Origin of the sequence: Streptomyces sp. NPDC091279, from assembly GCF_044757465.1 — a bacterium.
Classification (GTDB): Bacteria; Actinomycetota; Actinomycetes; order Streptomycetales; family Streptomycetaceae; genus Streptomyces.
On record NZ_JBIVVA010000001.1, the window covers coordinates 700,394 to 720,618 of the forward strand.

At 73.4% G+C, this 20,225-nt stretch carries 19 protein-coding genes; 11 read left to right on the forward strand and 8 right to left on the reverse strand.

Translation table 11 applies throughout. The features are described 5' to 3' along the window. The first annotated feature begins 7 nt into the window (after positions 1-7). A complete protein-coding gene (locus tag ACIQOU_RS02955) occupies positions 8-1,681 on the forward strand; it encodes an FAD-binding dehydrogenase (RefSeq protein WP_401533315.1) in 1,674 nt (557 codons plus the stop codon). Positions 1,682-1,703: 22 nt separating this feature from the next. On the opposite strand, the gene ACIQOU_RS02960 is transcribed toward ACIQOU_RS02955, so the two are convergent. After that, the gene (locus tag ACIQOU_RS02960) at positions 1,704-2,054 is read right to left on the reverse strand and encodes a DUF488 domain-containing protein (protein ID WP_401533316.1); all 351 of its coding nucleotides are present in this window, start codon (positions 2,052-2,054) and stop codon (positions 1,704-1,706) included. 160 nt (positions 2,055-2,214) lie between these two features. On the opposite strand from ACIQOU_RS02960, the gene ACIQOU_RS02965 reads away from it, so the two are divergent. The 4 genes from ACIQOU_RS02965 to ACIQOU_RS02980 all read left to right on the forward strand — a co-directional run bounded on the left by ACIQOU_RS02965 (position 2,215) and on the right by ACIQOU_RS02980 (position 7,001). Continuing rightward, positions 2,215-3,648, forward strand: a complete 1,434-nt coding sequence (locus tag ACIQOU_RS02965) for a M1 family metallopeptidase (RefSeq protein WP_401533318.1) — start codon at positions 2,215-2,217, stop codon at positions 3,646-3,648. A gap of 65 nt (positions 3,649-3,713) precedes the next feature. After that, positions 3,714-4,466, forward strand: coding sequence for a L,D-transpeptidase family protein (locus tag ACIQOU_RS02970; protein WP_401533319.1), 753 nt, complete (start codon positions 3,714-3,716; stop codon positions 4,464-4,466). Positions 4,467-4,485: 19 nt separating this feature from the next. After that, entirely contained in the window at positions 4,486-5,184 is a 699-nt protein-coding gene (locus ACIQOU_RS02975; protein ID WP_401533321.1) for a response regulator transcription factor, read from the forward strand. After that, positions 5,181-7,001 (forward strand): sensor histidine kinase, encoded by a 1,821-nt coding sequence (locus ACIQOU_RS02980; protein ID WP_401533323.1) that lies wholly within the window; start codon positions 5,181-5,183, stop codon positions 6,999-7,001. Before ACIQOU_RS02975 ends, ACIQOU_RS02980 begins: the two co-directional genes overlap by 4 nt. Here the strand turns inward: ACIQOU_RS02980 and ACIQOU_RS02985 are convergent. Together ACIQOU_RS02985 and ACIQOU_RS02990 are read right to left on the reverse strand one after the other, a co-directional pair. Then, a complete protein-coding gene (locus tag ACIQOU_RS02985) occupies positions 6,998-7,255 on the reverse strand; it encodes a WhiB family transcriptional regulator (protein ID WP_401533324.1) in 258 nt (85 codons plus the stop codon). The genes ACIQOU_RS02980 and ACIQOU_RS02985 overlap by 4 nt on opposite strands. A 125-nt stretch (positions 7,256-7,380) precedes the next feature. After that, the gene (locus tag ACIQOU_RS02990; RefSeq protein WP_401533325.1) at positions 7,381-8,289 is read right to left on the reverse strand and encodes a LysR family transcriptional regulator ArgP; all 909 of its coding nucleotides are present in this window, start codon (positions 8,287-8,289) and stop codon (positions 7,381-7,383) included. Positions 8,290-8,356: 67 nt separating this feature from the next. Here ACIQOU_RS02990 and ACIQOU_RS02995 point away from each other — a divergent pair, with 67 nt between their 5' ends. Both ACIQOU_RS02995 and ACIQOU_RS03000 read left to right on the forward strand, forming a co-directional pair. Next, positions 8,357-8,974, forward strand: coding sequence for a LysE/ArgO family amino acid transporter (locus ACIQOU_RS02995; RefSeq protein ID WP_401533326.1), 618 nt, complete (start codon positions 8,357-8,359; stop codon positions 8,972-8,974). A gap of 92 nt (positions 8,975-9,066) precedes the next feature. Next, complete coding sequence (locus ACIQOU_RS03000) at positions 9,067-10,368, forward strand: MFS transporter (RefSeq protein ID WP_401533327.1); 1,302 nt, start codon at positions 9,067-9,069, stop codon at positions 10,366-10,368. Positions 10,369-10,379: 11 nt separating this feature from the next. Here the strand turns inward: ACIQOU_RS03000 and ACIQOU_RS03005 are convergent, their stop codons facing one another. After that, the gene (locus ACIQOU_RS03005) at positions 10,380-10,832 is read right to left on the reverse strand and encodes a cyclic nucleotide-binding domain-containing protein (RefSeq protein ID WP_401533328.1); all 453 of its coding nucleotides are present in this window, start codon (positions 10,830-10,832) and stop codon (positions 10,380-10,382) included. Positions 10,833-11,281: 449 nt separating this feature from the next. Here ACIQOU_RS03005 and ACIQOU_RS03010 point away from each other — a divergent pair, with 449 nt between their 5' ends. Next, on the forward strand, positions 11,282-11,710 hold the full coding sequence (locus tag ACIQOU_RS03010; RefSeq protein ID WP_401533330.1) for an ATP-binding protein: 429 nt from the start codon (positions 11,282-11,284) through the stop codon (positions 11,708-11,710). Positions 11,711-11,747: 37 nt separating this feature from the next. Next, positions 11,748-12,218, forward strand: coding sequence for a GNAT family N-acetyltransferase (locus ACIQOU_RS03015; RefSeq protein ID WP_401533331.1), 471 nt, complete (start codon positions 11,748-11,750; stop codon positions 12,216-12,218). On the opposite strand, the gene ACIQOU_RS03020 is transcribed toward ACIQOU_RS03015, so the two are convergent. After that, a complete protein-coding gene (locus ACIQOU_RS03020; protein ID WP_401533332.1) occupies positions 12,215-12,868 on the reverse strand; it encodes a TetR/AcrR family transcriptional regulator in 654 nt (217 codons plus the stop codon). The two genes, ACIQOU_RS03015 and ACIQOU_RS03020, sit on opposite strands and share 4 nt — an antisense overlap. 199 nt (positions 12,869-13,067) lie before the next feature. Here ACIQOU_RS03020 and ACIQOU_RS03025 point away from each other — a divergent pair, with 199 nt between their 5' ends. Both ACIQOU_RS03025 and ACIQOU_RS03030 read left to right on the forward strand, forming a co-directional pair. Next, a complete protein-coding gene (locus ACIQOU_RS03025) occupies positions 13,068-13,649 on the forward strand; it encodes a hypothetical protein (RefSeq protein ID WP_401533333.1) in 582 nt (193 codons plus the stop codon). Between the two features lie 46 nt (positions 13,650-13,695). Then, entirely contained in the window at positions 13,696-15,018 is a 1,323-nt protein-coding gene (locus ACIQOU_RS03030; protein WP_401533334.1) for a DUF3089 domain-containing protein, read from the forward strand. A gap of 15 nt (positions 15,019-15,033) precedes the next feature. On the opposite strand, the gene ACIQOU_RS03035 is transcribed toward ACIQOU_RS03030, so the two are convergent. From ACIQOU_RS03035 to ACIQOU_RS03045, 3 genes are all read right to left on the reverse strand, one after another. Beyond that, on the reverse strand, positions 15,034-17,271 hold the full coding sequence (locus ACIQOU_RS03035; protein ID WP_401533335.1) for an FUSC family protein: 2,238 nt from the start codon (positions 17,269-17,271) through the stop codon (positions 15,034-15,036). An 81-nt stretch (positions 17,272-17,352) separates the two neighbouring features. Beyond that, the gene (locus tag ACIQOU_RS03040; RefSeq protein ID WP_401533337.1) at positions 17,353-18,720 is read right to left on the reverse strand and encodes an NAD(P)/FAD-dependent oxidoreductase; all 1,368 of its coding nucleotides are present in this window, start codon (positions 18,718-18,720) and stop codon (positions 17,353-17,355) included. A 241-nt stretch (positions 18,721-18,961) separates the two neighbouring features. Next, positions 18,962-20,134, reverse strand: a complete 1,173-nt coding sequence (locus tag ACIQOU_RS03045; RefSeq protein ID WP_401533338.1) for a PP2C family protein-serine/threonine phosphatase — start codon at positions 20,132-20,134, stop codon at positions 18,962-18,964. Positions 20,135-20,225 lie beyond the last annotated feature (91 nt).

Below are 20,225 nucleotides of genomic sequence, written 5' to 3' on the forward strand. Positions count from 1 at the left end.
CGTCGCCATGGACGCGGACGTCATCGTCGTCGGAGCGGGCCTCGCCGGTCTGGTCGCGGCACATGAACTCACCAGCCGGGGCAGGCGGGTCGCCCTGGTCGACCAGGAGAACGCGGCCAACCTCGGCGGGCAGGCCTTCTGGTCCTTCGGCGGGCTCTTCCTCGTCGACTCGCCGCAGCAGCGCCGGCTCGGCATCAAGGACTCCTTCGACCTCGCCTGGAACGACTGGCAGGGCAGCGCCCAGTTCGACCGGACCGACGACGAGGACTCCTGGGCGGTGCGCTGGGCACGCGCGTACGTCGAGTTCGCGGCGGGGGAGAAGCGCTCCTGGCTGGAGGGGCACGGCATCACCCTGCTGCCCACGGTCGGCTGGGCCGAACGCGGCGACCTGCGCGCCGACGGCCACGGCAACTCCGTACCCCGCTTCCACGTCGCCTGGGGAACCGGCACCGGCGTCGTCGAACCGTTCGTCGAGTCCGCCAGGCGGGCGCGCGGCGACGGCCTGCTGACGTTCTACCACCGCCACCGGGTCGACGGACTGGTCGTCGAGGGCGGGCACGCGCGCGGGGTGCGCGGCACGGTCCTCGCCGACGACCGGTCGGCGCGCGGCGTCCCCTCCAACCGCGACGAGGCCGGCGACTTCACCCTCACCGCCCAGGCCGTCGTCGTCACCTCCGGCGGCATCGGCGCCGACCACGACATCGTCCGCCGGTACTGGCCCGAGCGGCTCGGCACCCCGCCCGCCCACATGGTCACCGGCGTGCCCGCCTACGTCGACGGCCGGATGCTCGACATCAGCGCCGAGGCCGGTGTCCGCCTCGTCAACCGCGACCGCATGTGGCACTACACCGAGGGCCTCCAGAACTGGGACCCGATCTGGCCGGGCCACGGCATCCGCATCCTGCCCGGTCCGTCCTCCCTCTGGTTCGACGCCCTCGGCCGCCGCCTGCCCGACCCCTGCCTGCCCGGCTACGACACCCTCGGCACCCTCAAGCACCTGCGCACCGACCCCGCTCTCGCCGGGCACGACCACTCCTGGTTCGTCCTCACCCAGCGGATCATCGAGAAGGAGTTCGCGCTCTCCGGCTCCGAGCAGAACCCCGACATCACCGCCAAGGACAAGGCCGCGGTCCTGCGTGACCGGCTGCTCGGCAAGGGCGCCCCGGGTCCCGTCGAGGCGTTCCTGCGCAAGGGTGCCGACTTCGTGACCGCCCCCACCCTGGAACAACTCGTCGACCGCATGAACGGCCTGACAACGGAGCCGCTCCTCGACGCGGCCGGGCTGCGCCGCCAGATCGAGGCCCGCGACCTCCAACTGGCCAACCCCTTCAGCAAGGACTCCCAGGTGCAGGGCATGCGCAACGCCCGCCGCTACCTCGGTGACCGCCTCGGCCGCGTCGCCACCCCGCACCGCATCCTCGACCCCGAGGCGGGCCCGCTGATCGGCGTCAAGCTGCACGTCCTCACCCGCAAGACCCTCGGCGGCATCCAGACCGACCTGGACTCACGCGCCCTGGGCGCCGACGGCACGCCGATCGAGGGGCTGTACGCGGCCGGTGAGGTGGCCGGCTTCGGCGGCGGCGGGGTGCACGGCTACAACGCCCTGGAGGGCACCTTCCTCGGCGGCTGCCTCTTCTCGGGCCGCGCGGCCGGGCGGGCGGCGGCCGCGCAGACCGGCTGACCGGGCGGCCGGGCCCGTCTCCTCAGCAGTCCAGGAGGCGGGCCAGCACCGAGGCGTGACTCTCCTCGGGGGACCTGACGGCCGTCAGCAGGGTCACCGGTCCCTCGCGGACCAACTCCCGCAGCTCGTCGAGGGGTTGGGCCAGCTCCGGTACGGCGAGTTCCGCCTCGTAGCGGCTGCTGAAGTCGGCGTAGGAGCCCTCGCCCGCGTGGTACCAGCGGCGCAGCTCGGGCGACGGGGTGAGGGCCTTCGGCCAGCGGTCGACGCGGGCCGCGTCCTTGGACAGACCGCGCGGCCACAGCCGGTCGACCAGCACCCGCGTCCCGTCCTGCGGGCCGGGCGGTTCATAGACGCGACGCACGCGCACGGTCATGGCGGGACTCCCTCGGACGGCGACGGCGCGAGCCTACGGCCACGCACGCGGGCGACACGGGAACGATATGGCCGAATTTGATCTGTACATGGTGAATTCCGGGGGAGGGTCGCCTAGGCTCGCTGACGGTTGATCATCCCCCCACCTCGCAGGAGTTCTCGTGACGCAGCCCTGCCGACCGACCACCAGACGCCCCGGCGTCCTTCGCCGCTCCACCGTGGTCGCCACCGTCCCCCTCGCCGTCGCCGCCCTGATAGCCGCCGCCGGACCCTCGGTGGCGCGCACCACCGGCGCGTCCGGCGTCGGCGACCCGTACTTCCCGCTCCTGGGCAACGGCGGCTACCACGTCCGGCACTACGGCCTGACGCTCCGTTACGACCCGGACTCCCGCCACCTCGACGGCACCGCCGTCCTCACCGCCCGCGCCACCCAGGACCTCACCCGCTTCCACCTCGACCTCCAGGGCCTCGACGTCACCGGCCTCACCGTCGACGCGGCCCCCTCCGCCCACACCCGCGACGGCCAGGAACTCGTCGTCACCCCGCGCCACCCCCTGAGCAAGGGACAGAAGTTCCGCGTCACCGTCTCCTACCAGGGCACCCCCGAGCAGATCACCGACCCCGACGGCTCGCCGGAGGGCTGGGTGCCCACCGACGACGGCGCCTTCGTCGTCGGGGAACCGCAGGGCGCGATGACCTGGTTCCCGGCGAACAACCACCCCCTCGACAAGGCGTCCTACGACATCACCGTCACCGTGCCCGAGGGCCACACCGCCGTCTCCAACGGCGTCCTGGTCGGCCAGGACACCACGGCCGGGCACAGCACCTTCCACTGGCGGCAGGCCGAACCCATGGCCTCCTACCTGGCCACCGCCACCGTCGGAAAATTCGAGGTCGAGCAGTACACCACCCCCGACGGCATCCGCGTCTACAACGCCGTCGACCCGCGTGAGGCCGCCGCCACCGCACCCGTCCTCACGCAGCTGCCCGCCGTGCTGGAGTGGGGGAGCGGTCTCTTCGGCCCCTACCCGTTCCGCGCCGCCGGCGCCATCGTCGACCGGGCCCCCGAGGTCGGCTACGCCCTGGAGACCCAGACCCGGCCGGTGTACCAGCGCGCGCTGCGGCTCACCTCCCTCGTCCACGAGAGCGCCCACCAGTGGTTCGGCGACTCGGTCTCCGTCACCACCTGGAAGGACATCTGGCTCAACGAGGGCTTCGCCACCTACGCCACCTGGCTCTACACCGAACAGCACGGCGGCGACAGCGCCCGGCGGACGTTCGACGCGCTCTACGCCGAACCCGCGAGCGACGACCTGTGGACGATCCCGCCCGGCAACCCCGGCAGCGGCGCGCACATCTTCGCGGACTCCGTCTACTCCCGTGGCGCCATGACCCTGCACGCCCTGCGCGAGCGCGTCGGCGACCCCGTCTTCTTCCGCGTCCTGCGCGCCTGGGCCACCGAACGGCGCGCCGGGCACGGCACGACCGCCCAGTTCATCCGGCTCGCCGAACGGGAGTCCGGCAGGAATCTGGGCACCCTCTTCCGGACCTGGCTGTACACCGAAGGCAAACCCGCCCCCCTCCCCCACTCCTAGAACTCAAAGCGGAACCGCAGCAAGTACCTGACAGGTTCCTTAAACTTCTTTGCCAAGATCGACACATGAACCTCCGTAGCACCCAAGTCGCCCTGCTCGCCGCGTCCTTCGTCCTGACCGGATGCGGCAGCGGGGCCGTGGCGACGGCGGACCGGTCCGCCGACAACGCGGCCGGTGCGCCCGTCCCCTCTGCGTCCGCCGCGTCGTCCCAGCCCTCCGCCCAGAGCGCGCCGGACCAGATACCGGACCTCGGCCCCGAGACGCTGGCCGAGATACCCGCCGACAGCCGGCAGGCCGTCGTCGTCACCGGCAAGGCCCGCCGCTCCTCCACGTCCGAGGTCGTCCTGTACCGGCGCACCGCCGACGGCTGGACGGCCGGCGCCGCATGGCCCGCGCACAACGCGTACAAGGGCTGGAGCGACCACCACATGGTCGGCGACCTCCAGTCACCGATCGGCGTCTTCACCCTCACCGACGCGGGCGGCCTGCTGAAGGACCCCGGCTCCAAGCTCCCCTACCACCAGTCGGGGAGCTTCGTCGCACCCGGCAAGGGCTTCGAGGGCGAGGCGCTCGCCGGGTCCTTCGACTACGTCGTCGCCATCAACTACAACCGCAAGCCCGGCACCTCACCCCTCGACTGGACCCGCCCGCTCGGCGCCGAACGGGGCGGCGGCATCTGGCTCCACGTCGACCACGGCGGCCCCACCCACGGCTGCGTCAGCGTCTCCGAGGCCCACATGAAGCAGCTCCTGCGCACCCTCGACCCGGCCCTGCACCCGGTCGTCGTCATGGGGGACGCCGCGTCCCTCGCGAACTGAGCCCCGTAGGATTCCCGCGGTGTGCGCACATGTGCTGGTCGCCGAGGACGACGCGATGCAGGCCGAACTGATCCGCCGGTCCCTGCTCGCGGAGGGCCACACCATCACCGTCGTCCATGACGGACCGGCGGCCCTGGACGCCGCCCGCAGGCTCCGGCCCGACCTCGTCGTCCTCGACCTGATGCTCCCCGGGATCGACGGCTTCGGCGTGTGCCGGGTGCTGCGCGGCGACGACGCCCAGATCCCGGTGCTGATGCTCACCGCCCGCTCCGACGAGGACGACGTGCTGCGCGGCCTGGAGCTGGGCGCCGACGACTACATGACCAAGCCGTACAGCCCACGGGAGTTGATGGCCCGCATCCGCACCGTGCTGCGGCGCAGCGGACGGGCGTCCGGGGAGCGGGAGGCGCCGGTGCTGCGGGCGGCCGGGATCGCCGTCGACCCGGTACGGCACGAGGTGCGCTGCGACGACGAGCCCGTGGAGTGCACCCCGGCCGAGTACCAGATCCTGCTGGCGATGGCGGGGGAGCCCGACCGGGTCTTCACCCGGCGGCAGTTGCTCCAGTGCACCAGGGGTCTGGACCGGGCGTCCACCGAACGGGCCGTGGACGTCCACATCATGAACCTGCGCAAGAAGATCGAGGCCGACCCGCGCCACCCGGTACGGCTGCTCACCGTCTTCGGGTTCGGCTACAAGCTCCGCGGCGGCCGGGGATGAGCGACCGGATACCGCTGCGCAAACGGCTGTCGGCGCGGCTGCTGCTCGCCTCCGCGCTCATCGCCCTGTGCTCGGTCGGGGCCACCGCCTGGATCGCGGTGGCGACGACGACCAGGGCCCTGAAGCAGGAACAGGGACAGGACCTCGCCGCCGGCAACCAGATCCTCGCCGAACTCAGCGGCTACGCCGCGACCCACCCCGACTGGAAGGGCGTCCAGGGCACCCTGCGCGCCCTCGCCGCGAAGACCGGCCGGCGCATCGCCCTGACCAGCGCCGACCGCACACTCATCGCCGACTCCGCGACCACGCCCACCGCGCTGCCACCGGCGCCCGCCGCCTCCGTCGACCCCCTGCGCATCGACACCTACACGGAGACCGGCGCGCAGCTCAGCGGCGTCGACCCGCGCGCGGTGGGCCCCTACCGGCTGACCGCGAGCGAGCGCGCGCATCTGCGGGCGGCGGCGCGGAACGTGCTGTCCTGCGCCACCAGCCTGGGTGAGGACGCCAGGATCGAGACGCGGCCCGGTGGCCGTCCGGTGCTCAGGGCCGCCGACGGCTCCAACATGACGGCCCGCTTCCAGGCGCGGTGCGGCAGCGCGCTGGGCGAGCCCACCCCGACCGAACAGCGGGCGGTGGCCGACCTGACCCGGGGCGTCAGGGCCTGCCTGACGAAGCGGCGGCTGACGTTGCAGCCCCCGCTCTCGCTGGCCCTGAACACGACGGGCGACGGCGACGACGACCGGTTCCTGCTGTCGTACGTGAAGACCGTCGGGCGCGGCGACCTGGACACCGTCGAGGCCTGTGTGGCGAGCGCCCGCCGGGCCCAACTCGCCCCGTACGTCGCCCCGGTGGCCGAACTGTTCCTCGGCATCGGCGACCGGGCCGCGCCGCGCTTCGACATGTCGCCGGTCAACAAGGCCAAGGTGGCGGGCGCGGCCGGTCTGGTCCTCGCCTTCACGGTCGCCGTCACCGCCGTCGTCGCCACCCGCCTGGTCCGCCCGCTGCGGGCGCTCACCGAGGCGGCCCAGCAGCCGCCCCAGCACCATGTCCGGGTGCCGGTGACCACCCGCGACGAGACCGGCATCCTCGCCGAGGCCTTCAACGACCTCACCGAACGCCGGGAGCGTCTGGAGGACCAGCGCAAGGCCATGGTCAGCGACATCGCCCATGAACTGCGCACCCCGCTCACCAACATCCGTGGCTGGCTTGAGGTCACCCGGGACGGGGTCGTCGACGCCGATCCCGCGCTGCTGTCCTCCCTGCACGACGAGGCCCTGGTCCTCCAGCGCATCATCGACGACCTCCAGGACCTCGCCGCCGCCGACGCCGGCACCCTGCGGCTGCACCGGGAGCCGGTGCGGGTCGACGAACTCCTCCAGCAGGTGGCCGCCGCCCACGGCATCGCCGCCGACACCGCCGGGGTCGCCCTGCGCACCGAGTCCGACGCCGCCCTCTGGCTGGACGCCGACCCGGTGCGGATGCGGCAGGCGCTGGGCAACCTGGTCTCCAACGCGGTGCGGCACACCCCCGCCGACGGCACGGTCACGCTGACCGCCCGCCGGGAGGGCGCGTGGGCCCGGCTCACCGTCACCGACACCGGCACGGGCATCGATCCCGCCGATCTCCCGCACGTCTTCGAGCGGTTCTGGCGGGCCGAGAAGTCCCGCAGCCGCCGCACCGGGGGCAGCGGGCTCGGCCTGTCGATCGTCCGTCACCTGATCGCGGCCCACGAAGGAACCGTCGCCGCGGACAGCGCCCCGGGCCAGGGCGCCACCTTCACCCTGCACCTCCCCGCCACCGAGGGCCCCGAGGCCTAACCCCGCGCCGCCCGCGCCTGTCGGCGTTGGCGGGTGCGCAGGGCGCGTCGTTCGTCCTCGTCCGTGCCGCCCCATACGCCGAGGCAGTCGCCGGCCTCCAAGGCCCAGCGCAGGCACTGCTGTTGGACCGGGCAGCCGGTGCACACCGCCTTCGCCTGTTCCGCCTGGAGCAGGGCCGGTCCCGAGGTGCCGATCGGGAAGAACAGTTCGGGGTCCTCACCGCGGCACGCGGCGTCGTCTCGCCAGTCGTCCATCAAAGTCACCTGTACCTGAAGTCGTCCGTGGGCCGTGTGGATGGCCGCTCCGCCTACGGGTCACCGGTCCGAGCGCCCGCGAAACAACCCGAACCGCGAGGTGACTCAGATCACTCCCTGACGCCTCACCGGGTTTCGAGCGCCTCGGCAGCCGTCGCCAGCACCGCCCGGGCGACGGCGGCCAGGGCGGGGGAGTCCAGCTTCCACTGCTGCCAATAGAGGGGAACGTCGTAGGGGCGGTCCGGCGCCAGGGACACCAACTGCCCTGACCGTACGAGGGGTTGGGCCTGTGTCACGGGCAACAGGCCCCAGCCAAGCCCCATCACCACGGCCCGCAGGAACCCCTCCGAGGCGGGGATCTGGTGCCGCTCGGAGCTCGCCCCGTCCCCGCCGCCCAACCGGCGCACGAACCCGTCCTGGAGGTCGTCGTCCCGGCCGAAGGCCAGCGTGGGCGCCACCGCGAGCGTCTCCCGCAGCGGGCCGCCGAGATGCTCGCGCGCGAACGCGGGGCTCGCCGTCGCCAGGTACCGCATCCGGCCCAGTGGCCGTACCGAACACCCCGCCACCGGCTCAGGGGAGGAGGTCACCGCCGCCATCACCAGGCCCTCGCGCAGCAGCGCCGCCGTGCGGGTCTCGTCGTCGCTGCGCAGTTCGAAGCAGAGCCGGGGCTCCTTCCCGACCCGGGCCAGTACGGGCAGGAACCAGGTGGCCAGCGAGTCCGCGTTCACCGCGACCGACACCCGGGTCGGCTCACCGGCCGCGCTCATGCCCAGCTCGGCCCGCGCGTCCCGCTCCAGCCGGGCCAGCTGCCGGGCGAACCGCACGATCACCTCGCCCGACTCCGTCGCCCGCACCGGCTTGACACGCTGGAGCAGCACCCGCCCGGTCCGCTGCTCCAGCGCCTTCACCCGCTGGCTCACCGCCGACGGCGTCACATGCAGCGCCGCCGCCGCGGCGTCGAAGGTGCCCTCGTCCACCACGGCGAGCAGCGTCCGCACCTGGTCCAGCGGCAGTTCCGTCAGCTCCGTCTTCACGAGCGCTAAGGATACGTAAGAATCTTTAGCTGTACGTATGCCGGGGGTGTTTCCTAACGTCAGGGCCATGTACCCCGCACTGTCCGCCGCTGCCGCAGGCTTCGGCACCGGTCTCTCGCTCATCGTCGCCATCGGCGCCCAGAACGCCTTCGTCCTGCGCCAGGGCATCCGCCGGGACGCGGTCCTCGCCGTCGTCGGCATCTGCGCCCTGTCCGACCTCCTCCTCATCACCCTCGGCGTCGGCGGCATCGGCGCCCTGGTGGTGGCCTGGCCCGGGGTGCTGACCGCGGTGAGCTGGATCGGCGGCGCCTTCCTGCTCGGCTACGGCGCCCTCGCCGCCCGGCGGGCCCTGCGGCCGGGCGGCGACGCGCTGCACACCGAGGGCGAGGCGAGCGGGTCCCGGCGCCGGGCGGTGCTCACCGCGCTCGCGCTGACCTGGCTCAACCCGCACGTCTACCTCGACACCGTGTTCCTGCTCGGCTCCCTCGCCGCCGACCGGGGCCCGCTGCGCTGGACGTTCGGACTCGGCGCCGTCGTCGCCAGCTGCTGCTGGTTCGCCGCGCTCGGGCTCGGCGCCCGATGGCTCGGCCGGTTCCTCACCAAACCGGGTGCCTGGCGGGTCCTGGACGGCCTGGTCGCCGTGACCATGATCGGCCTCGGCCTGCTCCTCGTCCTCGACGCCTGAGTCCGACATCCGGGACGCACGGTCCCAACTCCTGGCCGGGGCTGCCATAGTGAACCCCGGCCGGAAAGATGTAACGAGCACCCAGGACACCCGTGGACACCAGCGAGAGCAGCGGCACCGACCCCGAGATAGCCACCCCCGCCCCCGAACCGCCGCCCCGGCGCGGCTGGCGACGCTGGGCGATGGACACCCGCCCGCTGCGCGTCCCGGCCTACCGCAGGCTGTGGTCGTCGACGATCGTCACGGCCGTCGGCAGCCAGCTCACCGCGGTCGCCGTGCCCAAGCAGATCTACGACATCACCGGCTCCTCGGCCTGGGTCGGGGCCGCGAGCCTCGCCGGACTGCTGCCCCTGATCGTGTTCGCGCTCTGGGGCGGCGCCGTCGCCGACAGCGTGGACCGCCGCACCCTGCTCCTGGTCACCAACACCGGCATCGCCGTCACCTCGCTGCTGTTCTGGGTGCAGGCCGCCACCGGGATGCGCTCGGTGGCCGTGCTCATGGTGCTGCTCGCGCTGCAACAGGCGTTCTGGGGTCTGAACGCCCCGGCCCGCAACGCCTCCATCGCCCGCCTGGTGCCCCCCGAACACCTGCCCGCCGCCAACGCCCTCGGCTCCACCGTCATGCAGACCGGACAGGTCGTCGGACCGCTCCTGGCCGGCGTTCTGATCCCGGTGATCGGACTGCCCGAGCTGTATCTGATCGACGCCCTCGCCCTGTGCGTCACGGTCTGGGCCGTGTACCAGCTGCCCGCACTGCCCCCGCTGGAGGGCGCCGGGAAGCGGCGGGCCGGGGTGCGGGAGATCGCCGCCGGGTTCCGCTACATCGCGGCGCGCAAGGTGCTGCTGCTGTCCTTCCTCGCGGACATCATCGCGATGGTCCTCGGCATGCCCCGGGCCCTGTTCCCGCAGCTCGCCGACACCACCTACGGCTCCTTTGGCGAAGGCCTCGCGCTCGGGCTGCTCTTCGCGGCGATCCCGATCGGGGCGGTGCTCGGCGGGCTGCTGTCGGGCACCTTCTCGCGGGCCGAGCGGCACGGCTGGATGGTGATCGGCGCGGTCGTCACCTGGGGCGCCGCGATCACCGGGTTCGGACTGAGCGGCAACCTGTGGCTCGCCGCCGGCTTCCTGGCCGTCGCCGGGGTCGCCGACATGGTCTCGATGGTGTTCCGCGGGGCGATCCTGCTGTCGGCGGCCACCGACGAGATGCGCGGCCGGATGCAGGGCGTCTTCACCGTCGTCGTCGCGGGCGGCCCCCGCCTGGCCGACGTGCTGCACGGCACCGCGGGCTCCGCCTTCGGCCCGCGCGCGGCGGTCGCGGGCGGCGGCCTCCTGGTCGTCGTCGTGATGCTCACCCTGGCCGCCGCCGTCCCGGCCCTGCGCCGCTACCGCATCTGACCTCGGCCGCCCTACAGCGAACGATGGTGATGGGCGGCGTACTCCATGAGCCGCCCCCGGGTCAGCTCCAGGCGGTGGGCGAGGATCTCGGCGACCCCGCGCACCAGCGCCATCCCCAGCTGGGTGTCCTCCTCGCACAGGCGCAGCACCTCGGCCGCGTCGAACTCATGGGCCCGCACCTGGCTGAACGCCTCCGCCCCGAAGTCCCAGGTGTGCGGCGGGAACAGCCAGGACCAGCCCAGCAGATCGCCCGAGCCGAGACTGGCGACGGTCACCTTCTGGAGGTGGTTGACGCGCTGGGTCAGGGAGACGGCGCCCGAGCGGATCACCCAGAACCGGTCGGCCTGCCCGCCCGCCTCGAAGATCGGCGCGTCCTCCGGGAAGGAGACCTCCCGCGCGAGCGTCATCAGATGCCGGCGCTGGTCCGGGGCGAGGACGGTCAGCAGTTTCGTCGCTTTGGTCATGACGCGGGGCTCCTCGCCGACGAGGTCGGATGCGGTGTTTTCCCTACGCCCATTTCAGCCGCTGCCGGTGCGCCGGGCACCTCGGCGGAAGGTATGAAAAAGCCCTGGCTGGACGGGGGAAGCCAGCCAGGGCCGTCAAAGGGGGTGCGCACCGGACGGAACCGGTCCACCGGGGCACCTCATCCACAAGAACGGTAAACCCATGACCAGGGTTCCGGGAGTCCGAATCAGGTCACGTGACCTGTTTCACTCGGTTCTCCCTCGGCAGGTGTTCGATTCCGGTGCCCGCCGGGCAACTCCGGCACGGGAGGTTTGTCCGGGCGTACGGCGGTCAGCCGAAGGGAAGAGCCGACGGCGCGCACCTCGCCGCCGCGGCCGTGGCAAGGGTCCGGTCCCCCGACGCAGGTCGTCGCGGAGGCCGGTTCGTCACCGATCAGGGAGACGAAACGATGCACAAGGAACTCGGGGTCCAGTCCCTCGCGGGAACGCCGAAGGCACGGTTCGGGCACGCCTCCGCCTGCCTGCCGTCCGAGGCGCGCCGGGAGGTCGAGCGCGCGGTCGCGGCCCGCAGCCGTGCCACCGACACCGTCGCCGTCTCCGACGCGCTGCTCGTCGCCACCGAACTGACCACCAACGCCATCCTGCACGGCGGCGGCATCACCGACTTCCGGGTCGATGTCGTCGGGCCCGGCATCCGGGTCTCGGTGTGCGACCGCAGTGACGAACTGCCGGTCGCCTCGGACCTGGTCGACCCGCTGCGCCGCAGCGGCCTGGGCGGCCGGGGCTGGCCCATCGTCTGCCGGCTCGCCCGGGACGTGCAGGTCAGCGGGTTGCCGTCGGGCGGCAAGTGCATCACCGCCGTCGTCACCCTGCCCTGACGCCTCCCGGCGCGGCGGGACCCGCGACACTCCCGGCGTGACCACGAGCACGACGGCCGACTGGACCCCGCGGCCCGCCCCGGCGGCCGACGTCGAGGCGGTGGCGGAGCCGCGGGCGACGGTCCTGCGCGCCGACCTGGAGCGCCTGGGCCGCTACGACGACCAGCGCGTCCGGCAACGGCTGCGGGACGGGTTCACCCCGGCGCACACCTCGGTCGTCGAGGCCTACGGCGCCTTCGCGGGCCGTGTCGCCCTGCGCCCCGCCGCCGACGGCCACTGGCTGGAGCACTTCTCCCTCGCCCCGCACCTCCAGGGCCGGGGCCTGGGCTCGGCCGTGCCGCGCACCCTGCTGCGCGGCACCGACGCCGACGGCGTGCCGGTCCGCCTGAACGTCCTGCGGGGCAGCGCCGCCCGCCGCCTCTACGCACGCCACGGCTTCACCGTCACCTCCGAGGACCCCGTCGACCTCTTCATGGCACGAGAGCCGGGCACGAACCGGCCGACCTAGCCGCCCGCCCCGTCCGTGAGATCCCGCACCAGCGCCACCGCGTACGACTCCACGGCCCCGGTGAGATCGATGGCCTCGGGGTCCAGGAGCCACTGCGTGTGCAGCCCGTCGATGAACGCGAGGATCTCCAGCGCCTTCACCCCGGGGTCGAGGTCGGCCCGGAACTCGCCCCGGTCCCGGCCGGTACCGAGGATGCCGGCGATGTCGGCGCGCAGCTGCCGGTACCGGGTCACGAAGTGGTCGTGGGCCGGGGCGGCGGGGTCCAGGTTCTCGGCCAGGAGCACGGCGAAGAGCCGGACGAGGTGCGGTGCGGCCTGGTTGCGGCGGGCGAACGCGGGCAGCTGCCGGATCGCGTCGACCCCGCCGATCCGGGCCAGCTCGGCGGCGAACTCACGGCTCGCAGCGTCCCGTTGGTCGATCACCGCGTGCAACAGCCCCTCCTTGGTGCCGAAGTGATACAGCAGCCCCGGCTCGGTGATCCCGGCCCGCTGAGCCACCTCGCCCACCCCGACGCCCCGATAGCCCCGGTCCGCGAACAACAGCGCGGCCACGGCGATCAGTTCGGCCCGCCGCTTGGCGCCCCGCGCGGTCGTCCCGCCCCTCGGCTGCCGGGCCCGGCGAGGAATCCGTGGTGGGGAGTCTTGCGGCATCCCGGACGTTTACTCTTTACTAACCACTAGGTAAATAATGGCGCTTCACCCACCGAACCGCAGCAGGGCCGACCCGTCCGCCCCCTCGCCGCCGACGCGGCCGCCATCCAACTCCCCTCGCCCCCGCACCCGTTCGAGGAGACCTGATGCCCACGGCCCGCCCCGGCACCGTGACCGGCCCGTCGCCCTGGCGCGGTCAGTGGATCTGGGCCGAGCACACCGCGGTCGGCGCCACCGACGCCGGGCCCGGCGACCTGTCCCACGCCCGCGTCGCCCCACTGCCCACCCGGGCGGCCGCGTTCCCCGTCACCGTCGACCTCGACGACGGGACGGGGACGTCCACCACCAGGTCGTCGGAGCCCAGCCGTTCTTCCGCTACGTCGTCCACGACGCGCCGGCGCTGCTCGGCGCGGCCGACCGGATCGCCGGCCTGTGCCGGGACTGGAGCGCCCTGCCCGCCACCGGCCCGACCGCGTTCCGGGAGACCTGGGAGGGCGGCAGCCACGGCCACGGCTGGTCCGCCACCGGGGCCCGCGATCTCCTCGTCCACCCCCTCGGCAGCACCCCCGCCGAGCCCCGCTACGACCGGGTCCGCGTCGCCCCGCGCCTGGGCTCCCTGGAGTGGGCGCGCGGCGCCGTCCCCACCCCGCACGGGCCCGTCGAGGTGCACGCCGGCACCCACCGCACCCGCGTCGACCCACCCGTCCCCGTCGAACACGTGAGCGCCGACGGACGTCGCCACCACCTCGCGCCGGGACAGCACGTCCTGCCCACCACCTGACCCCGGCCGGAGCCCCCGGCCACGAGCAGCAACGGGACGCCCACGGATGAAACCCACCACCCGCCTCGCCGCCCTCGCCCTCGCCACCACCGCCCTGCTCCTCGCCACCACCGTCCCCGAGGCCGCCGCGACCGGCCTCACCCAGCCCCTCGCCCGGACGGTCTGGCTCTGCCGCCCGGGCCTGCCCGACAACCCCTGCGACCAGAACACCGACGGCTCCGCCCAGACCACCACCGGGGCCTACACCCAGCACTACGTCAACGGCACGGACCGCACCCTCGACGCCACCGCGCACGCCCCCGACACCACCACCACGACCGAGCCGTACGCGGCCCCGGCCGCCTCCGACGTCGACTGCTTCTACGCCTACCCGACCGTCGACACCACCTCCAACCCGCCGCTGCGGGTCGGCTCACTGCCGCCCACCCCGCAGGACGTCGAGATGGCGGTCACCCTCGCCCAGGTCTCCCGACTCGCCCAGCACTGCCGCCTGTTCGTGCCCGTCTACCGGCAGGCCTCCCTCATCGAGGTCGCCCTCGGCTTCGTCGGCCTCACCCCCGACACCGCCACCGGCGCCGCGGACGTTCTCGACGCCTGGGACGACTACTGGGCGCACGACAACATCGACCCCGCCACCGGACGCCACCGGGGCGTCGTCCTGCTCGGCCACTCCCAGGGCACCGCCGCCCTGGTGAACCTCATCCAGCAGCGCGTCGACAACGCCCCGGACGTCCGCGACCACCTCGTCTCCGCCCTGCTGCTCGGCGGCAACATCCAGGTCCCCGACGCCGCCCCGGCCGGGGGCGGCAGCGACCCCGACGCCACCTTCCAGCATGTGCCCGCCTGCGCACGCGCCTCGGCCGCCGCCCCGCTCCCGACCGGCTGTGTCGTCGCCTACTCCACCTTCGACCAGCCCGACGGCCAACCCCCGGCCGCCGACGCGGTGTTCGGCCGTTCCACCAGCCCCGGCCACCACATCCTGTGCGTCAACCCGGCCGCCCTGCTGCGCGGCGACGCCCCCGACACCGTCGAACCCCTCGACACCTACCTCCCCACCCGGTACCTCCTCCAGGGCGACGCCCTCTTCCCCAACGGCCACTTCGGGCTGCTCATGCCCGGGTACACCCTCACCGACGACCCCACCGGCTACGCCCGCTACCCCGGTACCGTCAGCGGCGGCTGCGCCTCGGCGCGTGACGCGGCCGGAACCGCCGACTGGCTCCAGATCGGCACCGGCCAGTCGCTCTTCCCGGACAGCGCCCGCACCTCCGGACTCGGCCTGCACGTCGCCGACTTCAACGTCGCCCAGGGCGACCTGGTCCAGCTGGTCGCCCGGCAGAGCGCGGCCTGGCTCGCCGACCACGCCTGAGAACCGTCCGGGCTCTCAGGGCGTGGGCTCCTCCACGGGCACCTTCAGCGGCCTGGCCAGGCCCATCACGGCCTCGTCGAGCCGCTGGAGGTGGCGCAGGACCCGGTCGGTGATCCGCCCGTAGCGCGCCAGGCTCCCGGTCTCCGGCTCCAGCAGCGAGGCGATGCTCGGGCCGGTCTCCACCGCGACGGCCGCGTTCTCGTCGGCGACCCGGGCGGCGACGGTGGCGATGTTGCGCAGCGTGCGCCGACAGGCCCGCCGCAGCCGGGGATCGGCGGCGATCGACGGATGCGTCGGCAGCAGCTCGGCCGTCGCCGCCAGCGACCGCGCGTGATACGCGCACGTCTCCAGCAGCGCGACGACATAGCGGGCCGTGTCACGCCGGGCCCGCATCGGCGTCACCGGGTGGGTGAGCGGCTGCACCGCGGCCCGCAGGTCCGCCAGCGCCTGGTCCAAGTCCCGCGCCTTGTCGAGCAGTTCGGCGGCCGGACCGCCACTGAGCTGGTCGACGGCGGCCTCGGTGACCTCGCCCAGCCGGTCCAGGGCGGTCACCAGCAGATCGTTGGTCCGCCGGTCGGTGTGCACCGGCAGCACGAACGCCGCCGCGATGATCCCGCAGGCCGCGCCGAGCGCCGTCTCCTCCACCCGCAGCACCAGCACCGCCAGGCTGTAGGTGTGCAGCAGCGTGTACAGCAGCCCGAGCGCCGCCGTCACGAAGAACGACATCAGCGTGTACGACAGGGGCGCGGTGTAGAACATCGCGAACACGAACAGCAGCACCAGCGCGAACGCCGTCCAGGTGTGGTGTCCGACCAGTCCCGCGAGCAGCAGACCCGCGACCACCCCGAGCACGGTGCCCAGCAGCCGCCGGTAGCCCTTCACCAGGATCTCGCCGGTGGACGCGGTGTTGATGAAGACGATCCAGCAGGTCAGCACCGCCCAGTACCAGCGCTGGCTGGAGAGGAACTCGCCGCCCACGATCGCCAGCGACGACCCCACCGCGACCTGCACCGCCGCCCGGGTGGTGGGCCGCCGCAGCCCGGTCTTCTCCTCCTCGGCCGGCTCCTCGCCCGCGTCGATCGCGAGGTCCTCGGCGTCCAGCTCCTCCCGGGACCTGGCGGTGGAGGGGGTGTCGTCGGAGTCGTCCTGCGGACCGTCGAGCGCCAGCCGCAGCCCGAGCACCGCGCGGGCCGCCTCACCGATGCCGCGGAAGACGTCCTGCACGGCGGGGGAGGCCTTCGGGAGGTTCTCCTCGTCCCGGTAACCGAGCAGCCGGTTGCGGACATGCGCCAGACCCGTGCCCATCTCCGCCGACGTCGGCCGCAGCACCAGCAGCCGCAGCGCCTCAAGGTCCCGGCGCAGCGTCGCGAGGGTCTCGTCGCGCAGCGGACGCTGACCGCCGGGGACCAGGGCGCCCGGCAGATGCAGGGTCAGGGTGTCCGCGCGTTCGGCGCTGCGCGCGGACAGCAGCAGCAGGCCGAGCCGCTCGGCGGTGATCTCCGCGTCCGCGATACGCCGTTGCACCAGCCGTGCCCCGGACGCGTCGGCGGTGCCCTCCTCCAGGTGGCCCTGGATCATCATGGCCGTCTCGTGCAGCCGGGCGGTGCCCGCGCGGGCTGCCGCGAGCGCCTTGTCGATGTCGTCGGGCCCCGCGTCGAGCAGATCGAGCTGCGCGGCCACCAACTGCGCGAGTCGGGCCCGGAACGCCTCCCGCATCCGGTTCAGGATGCCGGTCGGCGTCTGGGGCACCAGCGCGAACCGCAGCACCGCGCTGGAGGCGAACGCCACCGCGACGACCCCGTACAGCTCGGGCAGGGTCGCGAGGGTGGCGCCGACGAACAGGGACAGGAAGTAGACCTGGAAGCCGATCAGACCGAGCGCGGTGCCCCGGTCACCGAACCGGCGCCCGTACACGGCGCAGAAGATGAGCGCCACGAAGAAGACGTCACCGGTCACCACCAGCTGGTGCAGCACCGCCGCCACCGTCAGCGACGCGCACGCCACCGGGAAACCGAGGGCGAGGGTGACGGCCTGCTGTCCGCGCTGCTTCTCCCGGATGGCGAAGGTCGCGACCATCGCCGCGATGGCGCCCCCGACCAGATGCCGCACGTCGAACCCGAGGAGGGTGAGCACGGCCAGCGTGAGGGCGATCGCGCCCGCCGTCCGCAGCCCCGCGGCCAGCCGCAGCAGCCCGGGGTCGGACGCGGCGACGAGATCCCGCAGCCTGGCCCGTCCCGACCCACCCGCTGTCATCACGGTGCCGTACTCACTCCCGCCTCAGCTCATGATCCTTCTCCCAGCATCGCACGCCTGCCCGAAACCGTCTCCACCGCGTCACACCGTCCCGCGCCCCGAACCCGCCACCCGCGCCCGCACCTGCTCCGGCGACAGATACGCGTCGGTGAACTCGAAGTCCCGGAGCTTGGCCTCCTTGCGGGCCTGGAAACCGGTGCGGACGAAGTCGTCGCCCGCCAGCGCGTTCAGCACCCAGTTGGTCATCACCCGGGTCTTGGCGACGTTGGTGCGCAGCGCCGACCAGTGGTAGCCGCGGGCGACGGCCTGGGCGGGCAGCCCGCGCAGTTCGACGCCGAGCGGCTTGGAGACGGCGTCCTTGCCGCCGAGGTCGACGACCAGACCGAGGTCCCGGTGCACGTACGGGTACATCGTCTGGCCGCGCAGGGCGGCGATGACGTTGTCCGCGACCCGCTTGCCCTGCCGCATCGCGTGCTGCGCGGTCGGCGGGCAGACGGCGCTCCCGTCGTCCTTGGCCTGGTCGGGCACGGCCGCCGCGTCCCCGAGCGCGAAGACACCGTCCTGGCCCGGCAGCGTCAGCTCGGCGTTGACCGGGAGGCGGCCCCGGACGGTCTCCACGCCGAGGGTGGCGATGAGCGGACTGGCGACGACCCCGGCGGTCCAGATCAGGGTGCGGGTGGGCAGCACCCGGCCATCGGTGAAGGTGACCTCCTCCGGGCCCGCCTTCGCGATGGACACGCCCAGCGAGATGTCGATGCCGCGCCGGCGCAGGATCTCCTGCGCGCTGCTGCCCAGCTTGTCGCCCAGCTCGGGCATCAGCTTCGGCGCGATGTCGATCAGATGCCACTTGATCAGCGCCGGGTCCAGCCGCGGGTAGCGCCGGACGGCCGCGTGGGTGAGCCGTTGCAGACAGGCCGCCGTCTCGGTGCCGGCGTATCCGCCGCCCACCACCACGAACTGGAGCCGCGAGGCCCGCTCCGCCGGGTCGTTGCTGGCGTCGGCCAGGTCGAGCTGCGAGATGACGTGGTCGCGGATGTAGGCGGCCTCCGCGAGGGTCTTCATCCCGTACGCGTGGTCGAGCAGGCCCGGGATGTCGAAGGTGCGGGTGACGCTGCCGGGGGCGAGCACGATGTAGTCGTACGGCTCGTCGACGAGCTGCCCGGTGATGGTGCGCACGACACAGACCTTGGCCTTCAGGTCCACGCCGATCGCACCGCCCGGGATGATCCGGGTGCGGTACTTCTTGCTGCGCCGCAGCGACACGGCGATCGACTGGGGCGTCAGCACCCCGGAGGCGACCTGGGGCAGCAGCGGCATGTACAGCTGGTAGGAGAACGGCGTCACCAGGGTGACGTCGGCCTCGTCGACGGCGAGCCTGCGCTCCAGACGGCGCAGACAGCCCACGCCGGCGAAGCCTGCGCCGACCACCAGAATCCTGGGTCGTGTCACGGTGTCTCCTTTTCTGCGACTCCAGGCGGCCCGCACCGGACGCTCTTCGTCTGCCCCTGGACCGCCGTCCCGCACCACTCGATCCCACCGCGTGGCGCTCGCTCGCGCCAGCCGGACGGGGCAGGCAGACGAACGCGCCGCTCACCACCATGCCCGCCCCTCGGCCGAAACGCACCGGGTCGTCACCGACCGATTCCGCCCCGGACCGGGGGCCGGAGGCCGCCCGCAGCGCCCGGCGCCCCTACCCGGCGTCCTGGGGGCCGAACCAGTCGAGGCACGCCACGAGGGCGTCGTCGGCGAGGTCCGGTCCGCCCCGGTGGCCCGCCAACTCCCGCAGCACCGCGCCCGGTACGTCGGAGGCGGGCAGCAGCCGGGTCGCGGTGATGGCGCGGGCCAGCGCCCGTTCCCCGTACCGTTCGCCGCCGGGCCCGGTGACGCCGTCGACGCCGTCGCTGACGAACACCAGCCGGTCGCCGGGGACCAGCTGGAACTCCTGCGCGGTGTAGTCGGTCTCCTCGAACATGCCCAGCGGCAGCTGCTCCTCGAAGTCGACGGCCGTCACGCTCCCCTCGCGCAGCCGCAGCATCCGCGGTGAACCGGCGTCCACCACCAGCATCCGCCCACTGGCCAGGTCCAGGTCGATGAGGAGCACCGACAGATACGCCTCCCCCCGGTAGTGGGCGTGCACCGCCTGGTCGGCCAGGGCGGCCTGGTCGGCGATGGGGACACCGGCCCGCCGGGCGTTGCGCAGCGCGTTGATGCCGAGGTTGGTCAGCAGCGAGGCGTCGATGCCCTCGCCCATGCCGTTGGTGAGGTACAGCAACAGCCGGTCCGCCGAGGTGGACCAGTCGAAGTTGTCGCCGAAGATGGCGTACGCGGGCTCCAGTTGGGCCCCGAGCGCGTACTCGGCCCGGCTGCTGGAGCGCGCGGGCAGCAACTGCCACTGCATCTCGGCGGCCAGCGTCAGCCGGTCGCGGCGCCGGGCGCGGTGGTAGACGTCGGTGTCCCGCTGGGCGACCGTCACCTCGTGGCCCAGGACCCGCGCCAGCTCGGCGAGTTCGTCCAGGTCGGCCCGCGCCTGCTCGACGGAGGCCAGGGTGACGTCCAGCACGCCGAGCCGGTCGCCGCGCACGGTGACCGGGAGATGGGCGTGGGCCCGGCCGTCGCCCGCCCGCTCCACGACGGGCTCCTGGGAGCCGAAGGCGCGGCCCGGGGGACTCCCGTGCAGGGCCACCGGCTCGGTCGGCCCCGGCGCGTCCGGCACCGGCAGGAGCACGGCGAGCGCGTAGTCCGCCAGCAGCAACTCCGCGTCCAGCACGCCGTACCGGGCGCGCAGTTCGTCCCGCAGGACCTCCGGGAGCAGGTGCGGAGCGGCCGAGCGCAGGGCTCGGGCGACGGCCTCGGATCTGTTCACGTTCTCGGTCACACCATTTCGTCGTGGGGCGGGTCCGACGTGCCGTTCGGCCCGTGGATGTCCCGCCCGTGGATTGTGATCTGCGCCCCGT